Origin of the sequence: Psychrobacter sp. KFRI-CH2-11 (assembly GCF_038239325.1) — a bacterium.
Taxonomy (GTDB): domain Bacteria; phylum Pseudomonadota; class Gammaproteobacteria; order Pseudomonadales; family Moraxellaceae; genus Psychrobacter; species Psychrobacter celer.
Genome location: NZ_CP151283.1, coordinates 1,394,653 through 1,414,979 on the forward strand (window position 1 = coordinate 1,394,653; position 20,327 = coordinate 1,414,979).

General features: G+C 47.9%; 16 protein-coding genes. 10 read left to right on the top strand and 6 right to left on the bottom strand.

All coding sequences use genetic code 11. The annotated features are described in order from the left end of the window. The first annotated feature begins 21 nt into the window (after positions 1-21). The 3 genes from AADH33_RS05830 to AADH33_RS05840 all read left to right on the top strand — a co-directional run bounded on the left by AADH33_RS05830 (position 22) and on the right by AADH33_RS05840 (position 2,940). On the top strand, positions 22-1,221 hold the full coding sequence (locus AADH33_RS05830) for an RluA family pseudouridine synthase (protein WP_348549861.1): 1,200 nt from the start codon (positions 22-24) through the stop codon (positions 1,219-1,221). A 60-nt stretch (positions 1,222-1,281) separates the two neighbouring features. After that, the gene (locus AADH33_RS05835) at positions 1,282-2,238 is read left to right on the top strand and encodes a polyphenol oxidase family protein (RefSeq protein WP_348549862.1); all 957 of its coding nucleotides are present in this window, start codon (positions 1,282-1,284) and stop codon (positions 2,236-2,238) included. Positions 2,239-2,322: 84 nt separating this feature from the next. Next, positions 2,323-2,940, top strand: coding sequence for a flavodoxin family protein (locus tag AADH33_RS05840; RefSeq protein WP_207969991.1), 618 nt, complete (start codon positions 2,323-2,325; stop codon positions 2,938-2,940). Between the two features lie 291 nt (positions 2,941-3,231). Here the strand turns inward: AADH33_RS05840 and AADH33_RS05845 are convergent, their stop codons facing one another. Beyond that, positions 3,232-3,366, bottom strand: coding sequence for a hypothetical protein (locus tag AADH33_RS05845; RefSeq protein WP_348549863.1), 135 nt, complete (start codon positions 3,364-3,366; stop codon positions 3,232-3,234). Positions 3,367-4,075: 709 nt separating this feature from the next. Between AADH33_RS05845 and AADH33_RS05850 the strand changes: the two genes are divergently transcribed. From AADH33_RS05850 to AADH33_RS05860, 3 genes are all read left to right on the top strand, one after another. Next, a complete protein-coding gene (locus AADH33_RS05850; RefSeq protein WP_348549864.1) occupies positions 4,076-5,530 on the top strand; it encodes a cytochrome c in 1,455 nt (484 codons plus the stop codon). A gap of 241 nt (positions 5,531-5,771) precedes the next feature. Further along, positions 5,772-7,373 (top strand): flavin monoamine oxidase family protein, encoded by a 1,602-nt coding sequence (locus AADH33_RS05855; RefSeq protein WP_100749476.1) that lies wholly within the window; start codon positions 5,772-5,774, stop codon positions 7,371-7,373. A 30-nt stretch (positions 7,374-7,403) separates the two neighbouring features. Continuing rightward, a complete protein-coding gene (locus AADH33_RS05860) occupies positions 7,404-8,057 on the top strand; it encodes a c-type cytochrome (RefSeq protein ID WP_075102399.1) in 654 nt (217 codons plus the stop codon). Between the two features lie 279 nt (positions 8,058-8,336). On the opposite strand, the gene AADH33_RS05865 is transcribed toward AADH33_RS05860, so the two are convergent. The 4 genes from AADH33_RS05865 to tolQ form a co-directional block, all read right to left on the bottom strand. Further along, the gene (locus tag AADH33_RS05865; protein ID WP_348549865.1) at positions 8,337-9,674 is read right to left on the bottom strand and encodes a translocation protein TolB; all 1,338 of its coding nucleotides are present in this window, start codon (positions 9,672-9,674) and stop codon (positions 8,337-8,339) included. A gap of 113 nt (positions 9,675-9,787) precedes the next feature. Continuing rightward, entirely contained in the window at positions 9,788-10,786 is a 999-nt protein-coding gene (locus tag AADH33_RS05870; RefSeq protein ID WP_227526439.1) for a TonB C-terminal domain-containing protein, read from the bottom strand. A gap of 78 nt (positions 10,787-10,864) precedes the next feature. Beyond that, complete coding sequence (gene tolR, locus AADH33_RS05875) at positions 10,865-11,323, bottom strand: protein TolR (RefSeq protein WP_348549866.1); 459 nt, start codon at positions 11,321-11,323, stop codon at positions 10,865-10,867. Between the two features lie 4 nt (positions 11,324-11,327). Then, a complete protein-coding gene (gene tolQ / locus AADH33_RS05880; RefSeq protein ID WP_348549867.1) occupies positions 11,328-12,068 on the bottom strand; it encodes a protein TolQ in 741 nt (246 codons plus the stop codon). A gap of 426 nt (positions 12,069-12,494) precedes the next feature. On the opposite strand from tolQ, the gene AADH33_RS05885 reads away from it, so the two are divergent. The 3 genes from AADH33_RS05885 to AADH33_RS05895 all read left to right on the top strand — a co-directional run bounded on the left by AADH33_RS05885 (position 12,495) and on the right by AADH33_RS05895 (position 18,457). Beyond that, a complete protein-coding gene (locus tag AADH33_RS05885) occupies positions 12,495-13,790 on the top strand; it encodes an NCS2 family permease (RefSeq protein ID WP_348549868.1) in 1,296 nt (431 codons plus the stop codon). Positions 13,791-14,528: 738 nt separating this feature from the next. Continuing rightward, positions 14,529-17,753 (top strand): bifunctional proline dehydrogenase/L-glutamate gamma-semialdehyde dehydrogenase PutA, encoded by a 3,225-nt coding sequence (putA, locus tag AADH33_RS05890; RefSeq protein WP_348549869.1) that lies wholly within the window; start codon positions 14,529-14,531, stop codon positions 17,751-17,753. 11 nt (positions 17,754-17,764) lie between these two features. Beyond that, positions 17,765-18,457 (top strand): 1-pyrroline-5-carboxylate dehydrogenase, encoded by a 693-nt coding sequence (locus AADH33_RS05895; protein ID WP_348549870.1) that lies wholly within the window; start codon positions 17,765-17,767, stop codon positions 18,455-18,457. Between the two features lie 178 nt (positions 18,458-18,635). Here AADH33_RS05895 and AADH33_RS05900 read toward each other — a convergent pair whose 3' ends face one another. Then, positions 18,636-19,808: a cupin domain-containing protein gene (locus AADH33_RS05900; protein ID WP_348549871.1), complete on the bottom strand. Its 1,173-nt coding sequence runs from the start codon at positions 19,806-19,808 to the stop codon at positions 18,636-18,638. A 133-nt stretch (positions 19,809-19,941) separates the two neighbouring features. Here AADH33_RS05900 and AADH33_RS05905 point away from each other — a divergent pair, with 133 nt between their 5' ends. Beyond that, positions 19,942-20,136 carry an NF038104 family lipoprotein gene (locus tag AADH33_RS05905; protein WP_100749484.1) on the top strand — a complete coding sequence of 65 codons (195 nt, stop codon included), beginning with the start codon at positions 19,942-19,944 and terminating at the stop codon, positions 20,134-20,136. The last annotated feature ends 191 nt before the right edge of the window (positions 20,137-20,327 follow it).

Below are 20,327 nucleotides of genomic sequence, written 5' to 3' on the forward strand. Positions count from 1 at the left end.
CCAATATCGAATCACTCGCTCATGACTGATTCAACAGCGCAAGAGTCACCAAACCCGATGCCAAATGATGTTTTGAATGATAGTAAGCCAACTGATGACACGCAGATGACACCCAATGAGCCGCTACATGATAGTGTAGCAGCAGAGGAGGTAGCGCCCGAAGATAGCGAGATATTCGCGTATGAAGAGGGCGATGACAGCGACGAAGGTGATGTCATTGATGATAGTGAGGATGATGATGCGCCAGCCGCTGACAAAGCTGTGGTGAATGTGACCCATACTGTCACAGAAGATGAGGCTGGTCTGCGTATTGATAAGCTGGCTTCGCAAGTCTTTACGGATTTTTCGCGAGTGCAGTTACAAGGCTGGATCAGTGATGGTAGCCTGCTACACAATGGCCAAGTCCAAAAACCCAAAGTACGTGTCAAAGCTGGAGATGTGCTGCATCTGTCCACGACTTTGCAGCAGCACAGCGAAGATCAACCGGAGAATATCGCCATCGATGTCGTCTACGAAGACGATGATGTGCTGGTGATTGACAAGCCTGTCGGTATGGTTGTCCACCCTGGCGCGGGCAATCAGACGGGCACCTTGGTCAATGCGTTACTTTATCATTATCCGCAGCAGCACCATCTGCCGCGTGCAGGTCTGGTGCACCGTATCGATAAAGACACCTCAGGGCTACTACTGATAGGAAAAACCAAACCTGCCCAAATGGCCTTGATGGAACAGTTAAAAGACAAGTCTGTCTATCGTCATTATCAGTGTGTGGTCGCAGGAGATGCGGCAAGCCTGCTACGTCATCGCCGTATCGATGCGCCAATCGGTCGCCACCGTAACCAGCGTACAAAAATGACTGTAATGACAGCAGGGCGTGAGGCGGTCACTCATTTGTTAGAGGTGACCCCGCTGAATGAAAACTACTGTCTATTAGACGTCGGTCTGGAGACGGGCCGTACCCACCAAATACGTGTACATTTGAGCCATATTACTTATCCGATAGTTGGTGACCGTGTCTATGGCGGGCGTCGTCAATTACGCGCAGGTTTAAGCGATGCCCAGCGTCAAGCGATTAGCAGCTTTCCGCGTCAGGCGTTGCACGCTTATGCGTTAGGGTTCGTCCATCCGACCACAGGCGAGGACATCGAAGTCACCACCCCGCTGCCAGAAGACGTGCAAACGCTTATTTCGGTATTAAGTGATGGTTACGATGACGAGTAACCGTCATACTATCGTTAACTCGTGCTATCGTTAACGCGTGCTAAAAGACAGGAGGCTGCTATGACAAAAAACCTGCCAATGACAGTGCTGGCACACATTGATGATGTGGTGGTCTTTCAAACGGCCGCTTGTCTTGAAACAGATACGGATATTAGCAGTGATTTATATCAAAGCCAGCAATCAACCGCTCAGGCAAACTACGGTGCGCTGAATTTAGGCCTGCATGTCAATGATCAGGCAGCTAAAGTACTAGGCAACCGCATGCACGTATTGGCGGCCATCAACGAGCAGCTCAGGCCAGTTGACGCTTTAGCGACTGACCGCGCCCAAGGCCGCTATATCAAGCGTTTGCATTGGGTCGATCAGGTTCATGGTAAGCATATTTATGATGTCGATGCTTGTCCGCTAAGTATGCAGCCCGCGGCAGCGGACGCCATGGTCAGTCAACAAGCAGGGTTAGGGCTGGCTATCATGACTGCTGACTGTGTGCCTGTGGTACTGTACCAACCCGCCAGTGGTCGGATTGCCGCGATTCATGCTGGTTGGCAAGGGTTGGCGGGCGGTGTCATTCCAGCGGCGGTGGAGCGCTTTACGCAGGCAGGAGAAATCCAGGCGTGGATAGGGGTGTGTATCAGCCAAGCCAACTACGAAGTAGACAGCCGCGTGCGAGACAAGCTGCTGGCAGGATGCCGAGACAGTCAGGCATTACCTGTGCAGACCCTAAGCGGTACGGAGCGTTTTGATCAGTTGTATGTGGCCACGTCAGCGGCGCATCAAACCACCGATTCTGCTGCCTGTAAAGATAAGATCACACTAGATTTGCCTAAGATAGCCGCCGACCAGCTCAGCCATGCGGGCGTGAACCTAGCAAACAAAGCGCCGATTAGCTGCAGCTATGCCGATTCGCACTATTACTCCTATCGTCGGCAAACCCACTTGCAGCAGCCTGCGACTGGGCGGATGGCACTGATTATCGTGCGTGGCGCTGTGAGCCATACGGGCGGCGAGATGTCATAGACGATACGCTGTTTGATTGATCACTGATTTGGCCTTTATTTATTTTCGTTTTTTTATTTGTTTATTTATCATTATAGAGTTTGTATGAACACATCAACCAAAGACTCCGCACCATCTGCCGCTCCCCAAAGCCTGCCTAACGTAACGATGGCGGTTATTTATCATAGTAACTATGGTCATACCAAGCGCGTCGCAGAAGCGATCGTACAAGGTGCGCGTACTCAGTTGCCCGCCGATCAGGCACGCGCGATTGATGTGCACGACATCGATTGGGCGTTTGTTGATCAGGCAGATTTGTTGGTATTTGGCAGTGCGGTCTATATGGGCAGTGTCACCGCTGAGTTCAAAACCTTTATGGACGAGACCTCAAAGCGCTGGTACCACCGAAAATGGGAAGGCAAGTGGGCTGCCGCTTTTGCCAACTCGGGCGGTTTAAGCGGGGATAAGCTCGCAGTCTTACAGCAGATATCCTTGTATGCGATGCAGCATGGTATGAACTGGATTGGCTTACCGCTGATGCCAACGGGCCACGAAGCGACAGACCTCAACCGTTTGTCGAGCTTTTTGGGCTTGATGACCCAGTCGCTTGATGGGCCGCCTGAAACGACGCCAGGACCCGGCGATATCGATACCGCGATTTGGTTTGGCAATCATTTGGCTAAGACCATTATCAAACATCAGCCAGCCGATAGTAGACCCTAATATCAGCTTTGCCATATCATACGGCTATTTATATCATACAGTCGATTTACTCTAAAGGTGACAGGGCGCTACTGGTATAAGTTTTATGTGCGTGCTGCACCCACGGAGGCGGCGCATCCTACATTTCTAACAATATTTTTTTAAGCTGATTATATCGGTTTGAGGATGGTTCGAGCATCAGTGACTATTCTCTCTTAAAATAATCTCTCTGAACTTAAATAGTACCCAAAAAGCAGACAGCCAAAGTTGTCTGCTTTTTTTGGTTTTATACTCAATCGACTATAGAGATTTTTATTTGGCCTCATGAACGTGAGCGTGCAGAGTGGTAGTCGCAGAGGCGACAGGAATAGGACTTTCGACAAACTGAAACGACTGGCAGCCTGATAGCAGCATCGTCGTGCTCAATAAAGCAAATAGTGACTTCATAATAAAATCTCAAAAAGAGCCCTGCCTGCGACAAACAAGCAAGCGATATCACTGTATAACAGGTCTGATAGGGGATACAGCATCCAGCAATGTATCTATTATGTACAGTAAAGGCAGGACAAAGTAAAAAATAACGCCAGTTTTTTAGCATTATACAAGATTATGGCGCGTTTTAATAAAATATAAAAATGAATGTTTAAGATAAGCTATTGTTTTTGATTGTTATATTTCTAAACTGTTTTATAAAATATTCTTTTATATATTATTTAAAAATACAGCGAGTTGGCGCAGGTTGTTTTTTAACTTTTGTAAAAAAATGGAGGTAATAAGTTACTACGCAAGCAATAGTAGAAAAATAGCTTTACATTAGTAAGGGAGTAGAGAGTATCGAGTAACCATTTATAACGCTGATTTAGACCAGATATTAATCAGTAAAAGATATTAGTCAGTAAAAGATAACAACTAAGCGCAATATACTGGCCATGAGTGTGTTATCTGCTGCTTTAAAGAAGATATACAGTGCTAAATAAGTGATGGTCAACGCAGATGTATTATCTGGTCAAAAATTATTTGATAAGTCATATGCTGGAGAAATGGATTTTTAAGATACGTCAGGAAGCCAATATTAAAAGATAACAATAATGAAAACATCTTAGTGAATTAAAAATATTAAATCATTAAAACTAGATGCCAGCTATAAGAGGATATTATGAAGCCACTGTCTATGATGTTGTCGATGCTCGTCATCGGTATGACCTCTGGTACCGTCATGGCGCAAGGCAGTAACGTTGCCCGCGCCACCCTACCAAATGCCAGCTTGCCCAATGTCAGCCCCGCCAATAGCGAGCTGGTCAATCGCGGCGCTTATATCGCACGGGCGGCTGACTGTATGGCCTGTCACGGCGAGGACTATACAGGCGGGACCGCCATAGAGACTCCCATGGGAGATATTTACTCTACCAATATCACCCCCTCAAAACGTTATGGCATCGGTGATTATACCGAAAAAGACCTAAAAAATGCTTTGCAAAAAGGCCGTGCTCCTACGCATATGCTTTATCCTGCTATGCCATATCCCTCTTATCATGGTATGAAGGATGAAGACATCAAGGCACTATTTGCGTATTTGCAAACGGTGCCCGCTGTCGATGAGGCGCCCAAACAAAAGACTGATTTGCCGTTTCCCTTTAATATCCGCGCCCTAATGTTGGGCTGGAACTTCTTAAACGTGCCATCGACCGAAAACCGTGAAGGCCTGAGCCCAACGCAGCAGCGCGGTGAGTATTTGGTAAATAATCTCGAGCATTGCGGTACTTGTCATACGCCGCGTAACAGTACCATGGGGTTTGATAAAGAAAAATACCTATCTGGTGCCCAGCTCGGGCATTGGTATGCACCCAATATCACCCCTGATGAGTCAAGCGGTATCGGGAGTTGGAGTGAGCAGGATATCATCACCTATCTACGGACAGGGGAGCTGGATCAGCGAGCGTATGCTGGCGGTCCGATGGGCGAGGCCGTGGCTCATAGTACGCAGTACCTCACACACGAAGATTTAAGCGCGATCGCCTCTTATCTAAAAGCCATCCCAGCGGTGCAGACAGATGACAAAGTATCAGCTGTCGATGTGGCACGCTTGCCAACCCCCATCAATGACTCGATCACTCATGATCTTTTGGCACAAAAAGACTATCTGGCTCAGGCCAAAGCAGATGCGGGCAATAGCAGTAATTCGCCTGAGTCTTTGTACCTAGTGACATGTGGCAGCTGCCATGGTATCAATGGCTATGGTCAACCGGATGCTCAGTATTCTCCTATCGTTGGTCTGAGCAGTATTCGCCGTGATAACCCTGACGCGCTTGTCAATATCATCTTGCATGGGGTAGTCGGCAGCACCAATACCTCACCGATTATGCCTGGGTTTGCCGACCAGCTTGATAGTGAGCAGGTTGCTAGTATCGCCAATTATGTGCGCGTAAACTTCGGCGGACTGACAGACAGCGACGTCAGTGCTGCTGATGTCGAACGTATTGCGTCGGCCGGGAATGAGCAGCCGTTTTTAATAAAATACGCAGGTTTGCTGGCGATTATTGGCATCATTGTGGCGATTTTGCTCATCATATTCATAATACGAGCCATCATGCGCAAAAGACGCCATCCGTAACCTTGCTGTCTTTTGTCATGGATGTTGCTAAGTGACGCTAGACTATTTAGCAAAACCAATCACAAATAATAATAGGGCAGACGGCCGCGCACACGCTGAGTATCTTATAGCAGAACCATCAGTCTGCTACCAAGCTGATAGCTTCGTAGGAAAACAGCCTATCAATACTCAAACTGGCGGTGCCACACAGAGCAAAAAAACCATAAGCGGACCGTCATGCACCAACTTTAAGGATATAATTATGAAAGACATGCTCCAATCCCCAACACGGCGCCAATTGCTTTCCATGATCGGTAAAACAGCCGGAGCAACGGCGATGTATCAGGCGATGACCACGCTAGGGTTTGCCTCTGAGTCGACATTTCAAGAGTCCATGGAACTTGAAGGGGCACCTCCAGGCGCTAGTATTATCGTCCTTGGGGCAGGTTTGGGTGGTCTGACGGCCGCTTATGAGCTGCGTCAGGCAGGCTATAATGTCAAGGTTTTGGAGTTTCAAAACCGCGGTGGCGGGCGTAGCTGGACACTAAATAGCGGAGATAGATATACCGAGCTTGGCGGTGCGGAAGTGACATGCGACTTTGAAGAAGGTAATTATTTTAATGGTGGGCCTTGGCGATTACCGAGCCATCATTATGCAGTGTTTCATTACTGCAAAAAATTTGGCGTAGAAATGCAGCCGTTTATCCAAACCAATGATCGAGCTTATTTGCATCGGACCAATCACTTCGGCGGTGTCCCTCAGCGTCTAGGGGATGTCAAAAACGATATTCAAGGCAATATCGCAGAGCTGATGTCCAAGGTGGTCAACGTCGGCGGCCTGGATCGCTCAGTCAATACCGAAGATAAAGAAAAGCTACTAGAAGGCTTAAAAGGTTGGGGCGTGCTGGACAAAGACTATCGTTATCGCGCGAGCAATGCGACCAGCAAGCACCGCGGCTATAGCGTCTTGCCAGGCGGTGGACTTATGCCGACAGAGACACCCTCAAAACCATTACCGATGAGTGAGATACTAGACTCAGGCATGTGGTCTGATATTTATAGCAATCATATGACGTATGCGCATCAGCCCACGATGTTTCAGCCAGTAGGTGGCATGGGTAAGATAGGCGACGCCTTTACGCGTGAGTGCCGCGATATGATCGAATTTAATGCCAAGGTTACTAAGATTCACCAAGATGAGACGGGCGTGACAGTCAGCTATGTAGATAGCAACAACCCAGAAGGGGCGGTGAAGACGGTACGGGCGGACTGGTGTGTCTGTAATATTCCTCTGACCGTTTTGACCCAGCTTGATATCAATGTCTCAAAGCCTATGAAGCAGGCGATGGCGGCGGTGCCTTATGATACTTCTTATAAAGTCGGCCTAGAATTTAAGCGCCGTTTTTGGGAAGAGGATGAGTGGATCTATGGCGGCTTAACCTATACCAATATGCCAATTACCCAAATCGCTTATCCTTCTGAGGATATGTTTAAGGATGGCACAGGCGTTTTATTAGGGGCGTATGGCTTTGGCGCTACTTCCTATAAGTTTAATACCCTAACGCCGCAGGAGCGCATCAACGTCGCACTGGCTTATGGTAAGTACATCCACCCACAGTATCCCAAAGAGTTTCGTGCTGGGACATCAGTGGTCTGGCATCGCATTCCGTGGACTTTGGGCTGTTATGGTATCTGGAGCGAATCTAGCCGCAAACAGCACTACGATACGCTGTGCAGCATAGACAATCGTATCGTCCTAACTGGCGAGCATTGCTCTCATATCCCAGCATGGCAAGAAGGCGCTATTTTATCTGGCATAGACGCCGCCAATCGCCTGCATAAAAAAGCAAAAATGCTTGGTTAATATTGATAACAATAAAATTCAGAGGCTATCATGGACAATGCAATCGTAAAAAAAACAATCAGGGAGAATACAACATCAAAAATGCTGCCTGTGATGTTGCTGAGTGTGATGAGTGGCGCGGTGGTAATGGGCTGTAGCCAGCAAGCAGATGATGTGGAGACGGTGGCTAGTGTACAAGAAGCTGATCTTGCTCCAGATTATCAAGCCAGCCGCAATACGGGCAGTTGGGGCGGTGTCTATATGAGTCGCGACGAGCTAAAAGCCCCGCAGATCAACGTCGTCGATGACAGCTCGTTGCCAAGTATGACGCAAGATGCCAGCCTTAGTAAATGGGAGGCAAAGTTTGAGGGCACCAATGCTTTTGTCACCACCGATGGCAAAAAGCTATACCACGATTCCTGTGCAGGCTGTCATATGCACGAAGGTCAAGGCGCGTACGGGGCAGGATATTACCCGCCGCTGGCGAACAACAGCAAGATGCAGTCAAAATATTATATTATCGATATCTTGATTAATGGCTTTCGCGGTATGCCGTCTTTTCATATGATGATGGACGATGAGCAAATGGCTGCTGTCACGCAATATGTGGTCAGCGATCTCAATGGGTTTACCGATACGGTGACCGCCGCCGATGTTGCCAAATTAAGACACGCCAATCCACCAGGCTATGATCCAAGCGAGTAGCTCGCTGGCATAAAAAAACGCCTGATTAACTATCAGGCGTTTTTTGTGGGTGCTGTGGTCGCCAAGATAAAGTTGCTGCGTACTTGTGCTCTAGCTCCTAACCGTTCTGTATGTGCTGTGGTTTATTATGGTCGAATCCAAATAAATCAGATACATGGCTATCGAGACGCTCAATGAAACGTTGTTTTTCTTGCGTGCTGTGCCTACGCCGACAGAGGCTGCGCAAAAAACGTTTCATCTCGCTGTATCGTTTTTATAGCGGATTGATGATATGAGAGTCTATTGCGGGCTGGCTGACCAAACGGGCGAGCGTATCACGCCTTGACCAGACTTGCCAAAGGACTCGCCGCCGTTTAGGGACTTGATGATTAGCACTCCTTTGCCACCTTGGGTAGCGGCATATACCACGCGCTTGCCATTTGGCGAAAAGCTTGGCGCTTCATCAATACCCGTATTGCCTAAATTGGCTGTCACCGCGCCATTGCTATTCATCACCGCTGCGGCTCGCCCACTCAAAAAGGCGATCTGCGTGCCATCATGACTGAACTGCGGACTGGTAGCATAGCTACTGTTTGAGACTTTGGTCGTGCGTCCTGAGCCAAACTCATAGCGATAAATCTGCGGCTTATTAAAGCCTGCACGGTCACTGACAAACACAAACGATTTGCCATCTGGGGCGTAGCTTGGCTGTACTTCGCTGCTTGGCCAGTTGGTCAGTCTTTTGGGCTGGCTGCCGCTGGTACTCATCTCATAGATATGCGCGCTACCTTCAAAGCTGCTAGAAAACAGTATCTTGCTACCATCGGGCGAAAACGACGGGCTAAGATTGCTGCCTTTAAATGGAGTAAGTGCGCTGGCACCGCCGCCACTCACGTTTTGGATATAAATCACCGGATAAGACTGGTCGCGTTGGATAGCATAGGCAATGCGGTTGCCATCAGGCGACCAAGCAGGCGAGAAGATAGAGCCTGCCACTTCGGTGATGGTCTTGGCGTTTTCGCCATCGGCATCCATCACTTTTAGGCGTGAGACTTTTTGTTTGCCGGTGCCTACTTCTTCGATATAGGCGATGCGTCCTGAGAAGTCGCCTGGCGTACCAGTAATCAGCTCATACACCTTATCAGCGATGACGTGACCGGCATAGCGCATGCTGTCTTTGTTGTTGTCAGCGCTGAGGCTTTGCTTGCCTTGTAGCACCCGACCTGATTTGACATCGATGACCTCATACTCTGTGATGACTTTACCGCGATTGCTGCGAGTGCTGCCCACCACCAGATAAGGAATACCCATGCTTTGCCAGACCGGCAAGCTGCCTGCCAGCTCGCTGCTACTATGCGGCTGCTGCGGCAAGTCTTTGCTGGTGACTTTTAGCTCTGTTTTGCTCAAGTCATTGAGAATAATCGGCGATAGTACCGAGTCTCCTGCAAAGGGTACAAACGCGACTTGGTTTTGTTGTCTTGGCGCAACCACCGTGACATCGATCTCCATAGGCGCAGCAGTAGCAGAATATAAAGGAGCAAACAGCAATGGCGTAACCAATAGCGAAGCCGAAGCGAGGTTTAACGCGGAGAAGGTGGTGATCTTTGAGGTTGGTAGCTTTAAAGATAATGGTTTCATAGGTGAATACCCTAAGTTAAAAATTTTAAAATAATCGGCGGTATGAGATAAATGTCAGAAAGCTCTAATGTCGCCCTCTTTGACACTAGCCCTCAAATACTTTTTACCTTAATCTATTGAACCATAACGTTGATAGTTAAAGCCGCAAAGCTGGCAGGGTTAGTCAAATCAATAGGTAGGGGGCTTGCGGCAAAAGCGGCTTTTTCTGCAGCATCATTAACAGCGCTATTAGCGCCAGTAGCTTTGGCGGATAATACGTTACCTTGATTATCTAATCTTAAAGCTACTTTAGCAGTAATACCTTGGGTTTCAAGCGGTGCTTTTAAATTTCTCTGAATTTTAGCGGCTATGCTGTTCTTAAAATCATCCGCAGAAGCCGAAGCGCTACTACGGGTACTAGCAGGCTTGCTATCAGCCGTTGATTGACCTTCTGATAAGTCAAAGGTTTTACCTGCGCTACCAGAACCACTAGTATCAATTTTTAGGTTTCGGTCGGTAGGTGTAGGACGAGTAATCTTGGGTGGGTTGTTTTGTTTTTGATGAAACTCATCCAGCCGCCTTTGTTCCTCTATCAGCTGCTTTTTTTTATCTTGTTCAACTGCTTCGTGTTCTTCTAATACGGCTTCATCAAGCTTGGCTGCCCACTCTGCCATACGGCGTTCATATTCTTGATTTTGTTCAAGCAGACGTTGGTGCTGCGTCTCACTCATGAGAATTGGTGCACTCGCAGGATCGTCAGAGCGTGTGAATACAGGTGCTCGCTGCGCATTCGGTTGGTCAGTGCTTTGGCTGGTAGAGCCGCTATCAAATGTCTGAGGGGGCAAGGTGCTGGATATACCGTTTGTACTACTGTCGGTTTGCATGGCCTCTGCAGCGGCAGCTCGGTTGGCCAATATCTGTCCTTGCATCTCAGCGAGCTGCTCTGGCGAGACCATGACCGTCTCGATACTACCTGCTGTCTCTACATCGGTATGTTGATACGCGTATATCAAGATGCCCAGCACCAGCCCATGTGCGAGCAAGCTCAGCAGCATAGGTAAGGTGAGCCCGTTGCCTTCAGGCTCGGTGGGCACATAAACGACAGGGGCATTATGCATGGTGTGATTACTCATGAGCGTGGTATATCAGATTGTTTGCTATGGTTTGCTGTATCATTGCTTGGCACTGTATTAGCACAAATAGCGAGACAATCACAGCGATGGGGTCGGTAAAGGCGCACCAGTGAGTAGTCCGACTTTTTCGATCCCTGCTTGTTGTAGGCTGGCCATCAATGTCATGATAGCGCCATACTGATTGTTTTGATCGGCATTGATCATCACTTGTACCGGTGGCTTGCCAGTATTGCTGTTTTGTGTTTGAAGATTGGACAGCGTATGGATCAGCTCAGGCTCACTAATCGGCATGTCAATGTTGTTTTCATAGCTGATAAATAGCTCGCCGCTCGCCGTTAGAGACACAATGACTGGTAGCTGACTTTGGCTCATGGTGTTGGTCTGCTCTTTGGGCAGATCCACATCGACACCAGTGATGAGCAGCGGCGCGGTCACCATAAATATCACCAGTAGTACCAGCATGACGTCGATATAAGGAACGACATTCATCTCTGCATTTAGGGGTTTTTTTTCACGGCGATAGGGGCTGTGTCTCATATACTTAGCGTCCTTGCACCTGACTGGCACTCGATGGTACCTCTGAGCTTGGGTTGTTTTCGCGGTTTGTGCTGCGCTCAGCGCTGGTCTCACGCTGGAGCATACCAGTCATTTCATCACAAAACAGCGCGCGCGACTCATACAGACGGCCAGACTTGGCGGTGAAATGGTTGTAGGCCAGTACAGCAGGGATCGCAGCAAACAAACCCATAGCAGTGGCGATCAGTGCTTCGGCAATCCCAGGAGCGACCGCAGCGAGAGTGGCTTGTTCAGTTTGTGATAGCCCCAAAAACGCATTCATAATGCCCCAAACCGTCCCAAACAGTCCAATATAAGGCGCCACTGAGCCAATACTGGCAAGCGTGGTCAGTCCTGACTCTAGTAACAACTGCTGACGACCCAACCCGACACGTAGTTTACGCTCCACACCATCGATGATATCGTCTTTGGGCTGGCGTTTTTTATGCATTCTTAAATATTCAGAAAACCCAACATAAAAAATCTGCTCAAGCCCTTGCCGATCAGGGGAGCCTTGTACGCCTTGATAGAGCTTGGCCAAGTCTTCACCCGACCAAAACCATGTCTCAAATTGTTGGTCGAAGTTTTTGGCAGTACCCAGCCGTGCACTCATACGAAAAATAATCACCCAGCTAAGTAGCGAGGCCAATAACAACAACGCCATGACGATTTGTACCAGCAAACTGGCTTGGGTAATAAGGTCGATAATGTTTAATGATTCAGGCATGTATTTGACTCATGAGTGATGAATAACAACTGGTAGGACACGTCCTAGTGTAGTGTACTGTGAAATGAAAAAAAGGTCATTTATTAAAGTGTTAAACGGTAAATAAAACCGGTACAAATGATACGTTGTTATTTGCGATTGATTTGATGACTTATCACATGACCTAAACCACAAAAAAGTCATAAATAAAGCGAAAACGGCTGTTTGCACTTATCAGGCACGGGTAATGATTGAATTTGTACGCCAATTTCTCTAAAATGTTGCACTTTGTTACCGTTGCCGTTTTGATAATGACGTCGCAATCTATTTGCTGACGTCATATTTATTTTAGGCACCAATAAATTTGTTCTTTCTCTAAGATACGGTCTATTTATATATTTTGATGTTTAAATAAGACCATACCTTAGCAAGCTGGGCGCGACACTTATGAATGCAATTGAACGCTATTTTGGGATCAACGGTGAAAACACCACGGTCAAAACGGAAATCCTCGCTGGTATAACCACCTTTTTGACGATGGCTTATATCATCTTTGTCAACCCCAACGTATTGGCAGAAGCTGGTATGGACAAAGGGGCGGTGTTTGTTGCTACCTGTTTGGCAGCGGCATTAGGCTGCTTTATCATGGGTATCTATGCCCGATTGCCTGTGGCATTGGCTCCTGGTATGGGCTTAAACGCCTTTTTTACCTATGGCGTCGTTTTAGGGATGGGCTATGCGTGGGAAACCGCGTTAGGCGCTGTTTTCTTATCAGGTTGTTTATTTATTCTCTTAAGCCTATTTAAGATTCGCGAGTGGATCATCAATGCCATTCCAGCCAGCCTCAAGCAAGGCATTGTGGCGGGTATTGGTGCGTTTTTGGCCTTTATTGCCTTACAAAGCTCAGGCATCATCGTTGGCCGTGATGCGACACTAGTGATGCTAGGCGATATGACCGCGTTTGCACCGATGATGGCGGCGCTGGGCTTTTTTATTATTATCGGCTTGGTCTACAAAAAAGTCCCAGGCGCGGTGACGATTGGTATTTTGGCGATTACTCTGATCAGTTTGTTTACAGGGCATACACAGTTTACAGGCATCATGTCGACGCCGCCATCTGTCGCACCAACCTTTATGAAACTCGATATCGCAGGTGCCTTTGATGTCGGTATGATCAGTGTGATTTTTGCTTTCTTGTTTGTCGATTTGTTTGATACCGCAGGCAGTCTGGTGGGCATCGCCAACAAGGCAGGTCTGGTCGATAAAGACGGTAATATTCCTAACATGGACAAGGCGCTACTTGCTGACTCAACAGCGACGGTCGCAGGCGCTATGCTAGGTACGTCATCGACAACCAGTTATATCGAGAGCGCCTCAGGTGTGGCCTCAGGTGGCCGTACAGGCCTGATGGCCGTGACCGTGGGCGTGATGTTTGTGCTGAGTATTTTCTTTGCACCCCTTGCTGGGATGATTCCTGCATACGCGACTGCTGGCGCAATTTTTTATGTCTCGGTATTGATGTTGTTTACACTAAAAGATATCAACTGGGAAGACTTAACTGAAGCGGCACCAGTGGCGGTAGTCCTGCTACTCACACCGCTGACGTACTCTATCGCTGATGGTATCGCGCTTGGTTTTATCACCTTTACTGCTGTCAAGCTGATGACGGGTAAGTTTTCAGAGATTAGCATCCCTGTATGGGTGTTGACGGCTATTTTGCTTGCCAAGCTGGTACTGCTATAAGTATTTGGCGTTACAAATACGCTTGATATAACGGCTCAATATTGCGTTGTAGTCCGTATAAACCCTCTTTATCTGACATGGATAAAGAGGGTTTTTATGTGGGTGCAGTAGCGGTTTTTAGGTTACAGATTTTAGCAACTGGCGCGTCCAAGTATTTGATTAAAAAACAATTAACACACAATAGTAAACACAAAAATATAACTCAGGCGTCATGATGGTAAATGTGCTAGTAACTGATTGTTTTTTAGCAAGATATTAATTGTCAAAAATACGCGATATCGTTAGTTGGAAAATTTTTTTCATGATATTATAGCGACGTTAAGCGCATCACCTCAATCAACGCCGTAGAGGTTTTTCTTACAGTGAATTTGCATTATCTTAGATGACAGAGATTCGCCATATTTGACACGTCGATGTTTGATATTGCTATCGCAAAACCTGCTCATCGCACTCCTTTCACTACTAACAAGAAGAAGGCACTAATGCCGCTTAACTTTTCGTTGTTGCCTTTGTATTGTTAACGTAGCCCGTTTAACACTCGAACGACCTACTTAACCGTTTCCAGCCTATGCTGGATTTTCTCGTTTTGTGATGGCGCCGTTTGGTCTTTTGATTATCGCTGCATGCATATATTGTGATTGCTATTTATTTAACTGCTGTCATTAGCGGTGATACAAGACGATCAGACTTCCTAAAGCCCATTTATGATGGTTTTTAAACGATAGTTATGGAGTTGTTATGAACCCAGTAGACCAGTTTACCCCGCAAGAGCCGATTTTATTTAAGCCTGTCGATCTGCTAGCGCCAGAGTATATTACCCAGTCGTCAAAAGCACTATACGCGTGTATCTCACCTTTATATTGTGTGGATGAAGAGCGCTGGTTGTCAGAGCTGTTGCCACTTGCTAAGCCCAGCGACAAAGAGCGTGACGACGCTGCTGAGCAAACACGCCAGCTGGTCGAGCATGTACGCAATGATGGCAAAGCCGTCAAAATGGTGGACTCATTATTGCTTGAGTATAGCCTTGATACCCAAGAAGGTATCTTACTCATGAGCTTGGCTGAAGCCTTGATTCGCGTACCAGATAATTATACGGCTGATGCTTTGATCCATGACAAGATGAGCGTGGCTGACTGGAAAAAACACATCAAAAATGACAATGGTTTTATGGTCAATGCCTCGACATGGGGCATGATGATGACTGGCCGCGTCGTGAGTATCGATAGCAGCACCACGGCCACAGGATTTTTGGATCGTATGACCAAAAAGATGGGCGAGCCGGTGATTCGTAGTGCCATGCAAAAAGCCATGCGCATCATGGGGCATCAGTTTGTATTGGGGGAGACCATCGAGGGCGCCAATAAAAACAGTCAGCCGTATCGCAATAAAGGCTACACCTATTCATTTGATATGCTGGGTGAAGCGGCCATCACGCATAAAGATGCTGAAAAGTACTTCAATGATTATCTGCACGCCATCAAAGCCACCGCAGATATCAAAGTGGCTGAGGGCATGCCAAAACCGTCAGTATCTATCAAGCTGTCGGCGCTGCATCCACGCTATGAGGCCACGCAAGAAGCGCAAGTGATGGGACTGCTGCGCCAGCGCTGTTTGCTACTGATCGAAGCGGCGCGCGCCGTCAATGTCGATATCAGTATCGATGCCGAAGAAGCGGATCGCCTTGAGATTTCGCTAAAACTGTTTGAGTCTTTGTATCGTGACAATTTGACTGCCGGCTGGGATGGCTTAGGGTTGGTGGTGCAGGGCTACTCAAAGCGCGCGATTGCGGTTTTGGCGTGGCTGGCGCAGTTAGCGGCAGAAATGGGTGATCGCATTCCAGTACGTTTGGTCAAAGGCGCGTACTGGGATACGGAGATCAAATTGGCTCAGCAAAAAGGGCTGGCAGGTTATCCTGTCTGGACACGAAAAGAAGGCACCGACACAGCCTATCTGGCGTGCGCGCGCTTCTTGTTATCAGATCATCTGCGCGGGCTGATTTGGCCGCAGTTTGCGACGCACAATGCGCATACGCTAGCATCAGTCATGACCATGAGTGCGCATCGAGACTTTGAGTTTCAGCGTCTACATGGCATGGGCGATGCGCTTTATGATCATATCTTGCAAGCCTATCAGATTCCGGTGCGTATCTATGCGCCAGTCGGTGCTCATAAAGACTTGCTACCATACTTGGTACGTCGTTTGCTCGAAAACGGTGCCAACAGCTCGTTTGTCCATCAGCTACTAGACAAGTCTTATCCGATTGATAAGCTGACCGTGCACCCTTTTGATAAGCTCCTGGCCAACGCAACATTGCACAATCCAGAGATTCCTTTGCCATTAGATATCTATGGCGAGCGCCGCGCCAGCTTTGGCCCTAATATCTTTGTAGAGTCGCAGTGGCTACCGTTTAAAGCGGCAATTGATAGTCACTTGCACAAAACATGGTCAGCGACTTCTATCATCAATGGCGCGGCGATTGATGAGTATAAAGTGGATGGTCAAGTCAACAAGCTTGAAGCGCACACAGTACGCGCGCCTTGGAATCACGACGTGATCGCTGGTGAAGTGGTTTATGCCAATGCTGATCTGGCACAACAAGCGACCCTAGCGGCCGTGGCAGGACAAGCAGCATGGCAAGCGCAGTCAGCGGCCAAGCGCGCAGCCATACTACGTAAGATTGCTGATTTGTATGAAGAAAACTACGCTGAGCTCATGGCACTGTGCCAAGTAGAAGCGGGCAAAACCATGCAAGACAGTATCGATGAGATCAAAGAGGCGGTCGATTTTTGCCGTTTTTATGCGGATGAAGCAGAGCGCCTAGATGAGGTGGTGCACGAGTTTACAGACTTGTCTGGTAAGCCTGCACGTCAAGTGTATAAAGCGCGCGGTACCTTTGTTTGTATCAGTCCTTGGAACTTTCCGCTGGCCATCTATACCGGTCAAATCGTGGCGGCGCTGGCCGCAGGCAATACCGTGGTCGCTAAACCTGCTGAGCAGACCAGCCTGATTGCGCATTTTGGTGCACAACTGATGTATCAAGCAGGGGTGCCGGTAGAAGCGTTGCAGTTGGTAATAGGCGCAGGTGAGGTAGGCGGCGCATTGACGGCCGCTGACAATATCGCAGGTGTGATATTTACAGGCTCTACCCAGACCGCCCAGCGTATCAACCAAAGCTTAAACAGTCATGCACAAAGCAGTGGTGAGCTACCAATACTAATCGCCGAAACAGGCGGACAAAATGCGATGATCGTTGACTCAACCGCCTTGCCTGAGCAAGTGGTCAAAGACGCTGTGCTATCTGCCTTTGGCTCAGCGGGTCAGCGCTGCTCAGCATGCCGTATCTTGTGTGTACAAGAAGAGATGGCTGATGATTTGATTGAGCTGCTACAAGGCAATATGGCGGAGCTGTCAGTCGGCAATCCGCTGTACGCCGCCACGGATGTCGGTCCGGTAATCGATGCCGATGCCAAAAATGGCCTAGAAGCACATATCGAGCGTATGCGTGCTGAGCCAACCGCGACTATTCTGGCACAGACGCCCATGAGTGTCAGCTCGGTCGTCAGTCAAGAAAAATCGACCTTTGTCTTACCGACAGCGATAGAAGTAAAAAGCATTGATGTGATAGGCGGTGAGCACTTCGGTCCTATCTTGCACGTTTTGCGTTATCAAGCACGTGATCTAAACAAGCTGATCGATGCCATCAATAGCACCGGCTTTGGTCTGACATTGGGTATTCATAGCCGTATCGAAAACTCCGCCGAGCATATCGAGCGCCGCGTGCTGGTGGGTAATACTTATATCAACCGCAACCAAATCGGCGCGGTGGTCAACGTCCAGCCATTTGGTGGCTGTGGCCTCTCAGGTACTGGCCCCAAAGCAGGTGGCCCGCATTATGTGGCGCGCCTGATGAAATTAGATAGCGACAATCAACCTTCAATATCCACGCAATCAGCAATCGCATAAGGAGTAGCAAGATGGCGACTGAATTTAAAAAAAATCATGCCCAAGTTTGTGAGTCTTGGCGATTACTTGGCGCGGTCAATCGCGCCGCTTATCTGCAAGCAGCCATTCCTCGGTTGGCCTTGTTGACGGGCGATGCCAATAAAGCCAAGCGTTTATTCAACCATTTGTTGAGCGCTGCGCCAAGCTTAGATGAGGTGCACCGCATGACAGGCGCGACAGGAGAGTCCAACGATTTGTACGTGACGGCTCGTGGCAAAACCATGGTCATCGGTAGTGAGTCAGCGCGTACGATGGCAGTGCTTGGTCAGCTAATCGCCGCCCTGCTGACGGGTAACGAAGTGATACTACACTGCCCAAGTCAGGTGGAGATGTGCGATGAAGCGGCAAAAGTGCTTTATGAGATAGGAGTGAGCGATGATGTCTTAAGCGTCGCCAACGACTCACAAACCATCACACTGTTATACATCGATCGCCTCGCGCAGGTCGCAGTGGCAGGCAGTAATAGTGAAGTGCAAGCCATCAGCCAAGAGCTGGCCAACACCGATGGTATCTTGACGCAAGTCATTAGTGTGACCGATATGGACGGCATGTCAGAGATGCTCACGCCTGACTATCTGCATCGGTTTGTCACTGAGCGCGTCAAAACCATCAACACCACCGCGATCGGTGGTAATGCCAGCTTGCTTGAGCTTGGTACCGACTAGGGTTATTTCTTGCATCGCGGCTTAAATCATATAGATAGATGATACTAAGCGGTGAGTGCGCAAGATAAAACCAACAGTAATAATAAAAACCGATATCTGAAAGCTCAGGTATCGGTTGTTTTATTGAGGACAGACTGAGATGGCCTATATAAAATAACTTGTACAAAATAATGAGCAGTTACTCAGCATAATCAAGCCAAACCCAGCCGTTCTCCAGCCACTCCATTAAGTCATCGGGATCGATGTCTGCAACATCATCCGCCTGCAAAGCTTCACCATCTGCCAAGCGCTGCAATGTCTGTTTGGCAATAGTATCTAGACCATCTAAGCGTTGACCATTAGCGTACAGGGTGAGTTCACCGGCATGTTTATGATAGAGCAGCCGATTGCTGTAATCTGCTTGCAAGGTCGCGCCTTCCGTTATGGCTTGTATGAGCTCATCGGTCGTTAGAGTCTCCTCAGGTACCAGCGCGTCATATTGACGCTTGCTGACGACCTCAGATACTGCCTGACGAATGATATCGTCACCACGCTCAGACTGTAGCATGTGCAAGAGCTGCTCTTTGATCGCACTGATACTCTCTGATTGCAATGCGCCAGATGCCTGTAGTGCTTGCGGCAATAGCAGCGGAATAAAAAAATCTCTATCGTTGGTGGCGATATCCGCTAAGCTATCGATAATTTGCATCAAATTTGGACGACGGCAGCCAAAAGAAAAAGTCAGACAATCATCTTGCGCCACGCCGAAATGCGAGAGTTTGGGCGGCACATAAAGCACGTCACCCGCTTCTAATATCTCATCAAAGATAATGTTGCCCATATCATCAAACAGTCTTATCGGCTCATCTGCGACAAACTCCGTATTCTTATCACAGTATTTACCTAGCTGCCAACGGCGAGAGCCATAGCCTTGCGCCAAAAACACATCATAATCATCATAGTGCTTGCCGACCGAGCCGCCTTTAGGCGCGTAAGAGACCATAATGTCATCACGCTGCCACTGTGGAATATAGTCAAACGCTTGCCACAATTGCCCAAGCTCAGGCGACCATTGCTCAAGGTTTTGCACAAGGACTGTCCACTGCGCTGGCAGGTTGTCAAAGTCGGTTTGGCTTAAGGGGCTTTTTTTAAGTTGCCACTGCGGCTCATCGACAGGCTTAGTTGCCGCTTGAGTGAGCAGGCGGGCAGAGGCCTCTTCTTCAAGCGCTAGGCCGAGCATATCTTCTGGCTCAAACATACCGATTAGTTGCGGCAGACCTTGCTTGATCAGCAATGGCTTTTTTTGCCAATACTCGTTTAAGAATTGCTCAGGGGTCATATTATCAGGTAAACAAAGGGGTATAGCGCTCATTGGTAAATCCATATAAAAATTAGGAAAAATTAATAGTCAGGATGACTTTATAGGAGAGTTTTAATCGTTTATGATGACTTTTCGATAGCTTAATACAAAGACTATCGGCTTATCTTAAAATTATAGGAAGTTTATGAAAAAGTTGCATTTCATCGTCATTATCGCCAGCGTATTTGTCCTACAAGCTTGTGTCCACAAAATTGTCACTGTACCTGCCAAAGTTGCTTATAAAACCACCAAAGGCGTAGTCAAAGGCACGGTCGCGGTCGGCAAGGCTATCATACCAGGCGACAGTGATGACGATGATGATAAAAAGGATAAAAAATAAAACCTTACTTATCACCTATGAGTTTTTAAGATCATCATAGCATGCAAAGTAAGGTTGTTTTTTTATAGACTTAGGCGAATGTATAGCCAGTTTGAACAAATAGAGATGAGGCAATTGTGCCTTATCTCTATTGCTTTAAGATATTCAATTCACCTTAGCAAACTTTATCATCTAACGCCGTAAAACCACAT

Bases quoted from the DNA above. Each gene is read 5' to 3' on its own strand.
- tolR (WP_348549866.1), bottom strand. From the start codon at position 11,323: ATGAGACACAGCCCCTATCGCCGTGAAAAAAAACCCCTAAATGCAGAG.
- putA (WP_348549869.1), top strand. From the start codon at position 14,529: ATGAACCCAGTAGACCAGTTTACCCCGCAAGAGCCGATTTTATTTAAG.
- AADH33_RS05895 (WP_348549870.1), top strand. From the start codon at position 17,765: ATGGCGACTGAATTTAAAAAAAATCATGCCCAAGTTTGTGAGTCTTGG.
- AADH33_RS05870 (WP_227526439.1), bottom strand. From the start codon at position 10,786: ATGAGTAATCACACCATGCATAATGCCCCTGTCGTTTATGTGCCCACC.
- AADH33_RS05885 (WP_348549868.1), top strand. From the start codon at position 12,495: ATGAATGCAATTGAACGCTATTTTGGGATCAACGGTGAAAACACCACG.
- tolQ (WP_348549867.1), bottom strand. From the start codon at position 12,068: ATGCCTGAATCATTAAACATTATCGACCTTATTACCCAAGCCAGTTTG.
- AADH33_RS05860 (WP_075102399.1), top strand. From the start codon at position 7,404: ATGGACAATGCAATCGTAAAAAAAACAATCAGGGAGAATACAACATCA.
- AADH33_RS05840 (WP_207969991.1), top strand. From the start codon at position 2,323: ATGAACACATCAACCAAAGACTCCGCACCATCTGCCGCTCCCCAAAGC.
- AADH33_RS05835 (WP_348549862.1), top strand. From the start codon at position 1,282: ATGACAAAAAACCTGCCAATGACAGTGCTGGCACACATTGATGATGTG.
- AADH33_RS05830 (WP_348549861.1), top strand. From the start codon at position 22: ATGACTGATTCAACAGCGCAAGAGTCACCAAACCCGATGCCAAATGAT.
- AADH33_RS05850 (WP_348549864.1), top strand. From the start codon at position 4,076: ATGAAGCCACTGTCTATGATGTTGTCGATGCTCGTCATCGGTATGACC.
- AADH33_RS05900 (WP_348549871.1), bottom strand. From the start codon at position 19,808: ATGAGCGCTATACCCCTTTGTTTACCTGATAATATGACCCCTGAGCAA.
- AADH33_RS05855 (WP_100749476.1), top strand. From the start codon at position 5,772: ATGAAAGACATGCTCCAATCCCCAACACGGCGCCAATTGCTTTCCATG.
- AADH33_RS05865 (WP_348549865.1), bottom strand. From the start codon at position 9,674: ATGAAACCATTATCTTTAAAGCTACCAACCTCAAAGATCACCACCTTC.
- AADH33_RS05905 (WP_100749484.1), top strand. From the start codon at position 19,942: ATGAAAAAGTTGCATTTCATCGTCATTATCGCCAGCGTATTTGTCCTA.
- AADH33_RS05845 (WP_348549863.1), bottom strand. From the start codon at position 3,366: ATGAAGTCACTATTTGCTTTATTGAGCACGACGATGCTGCTATCAGGC.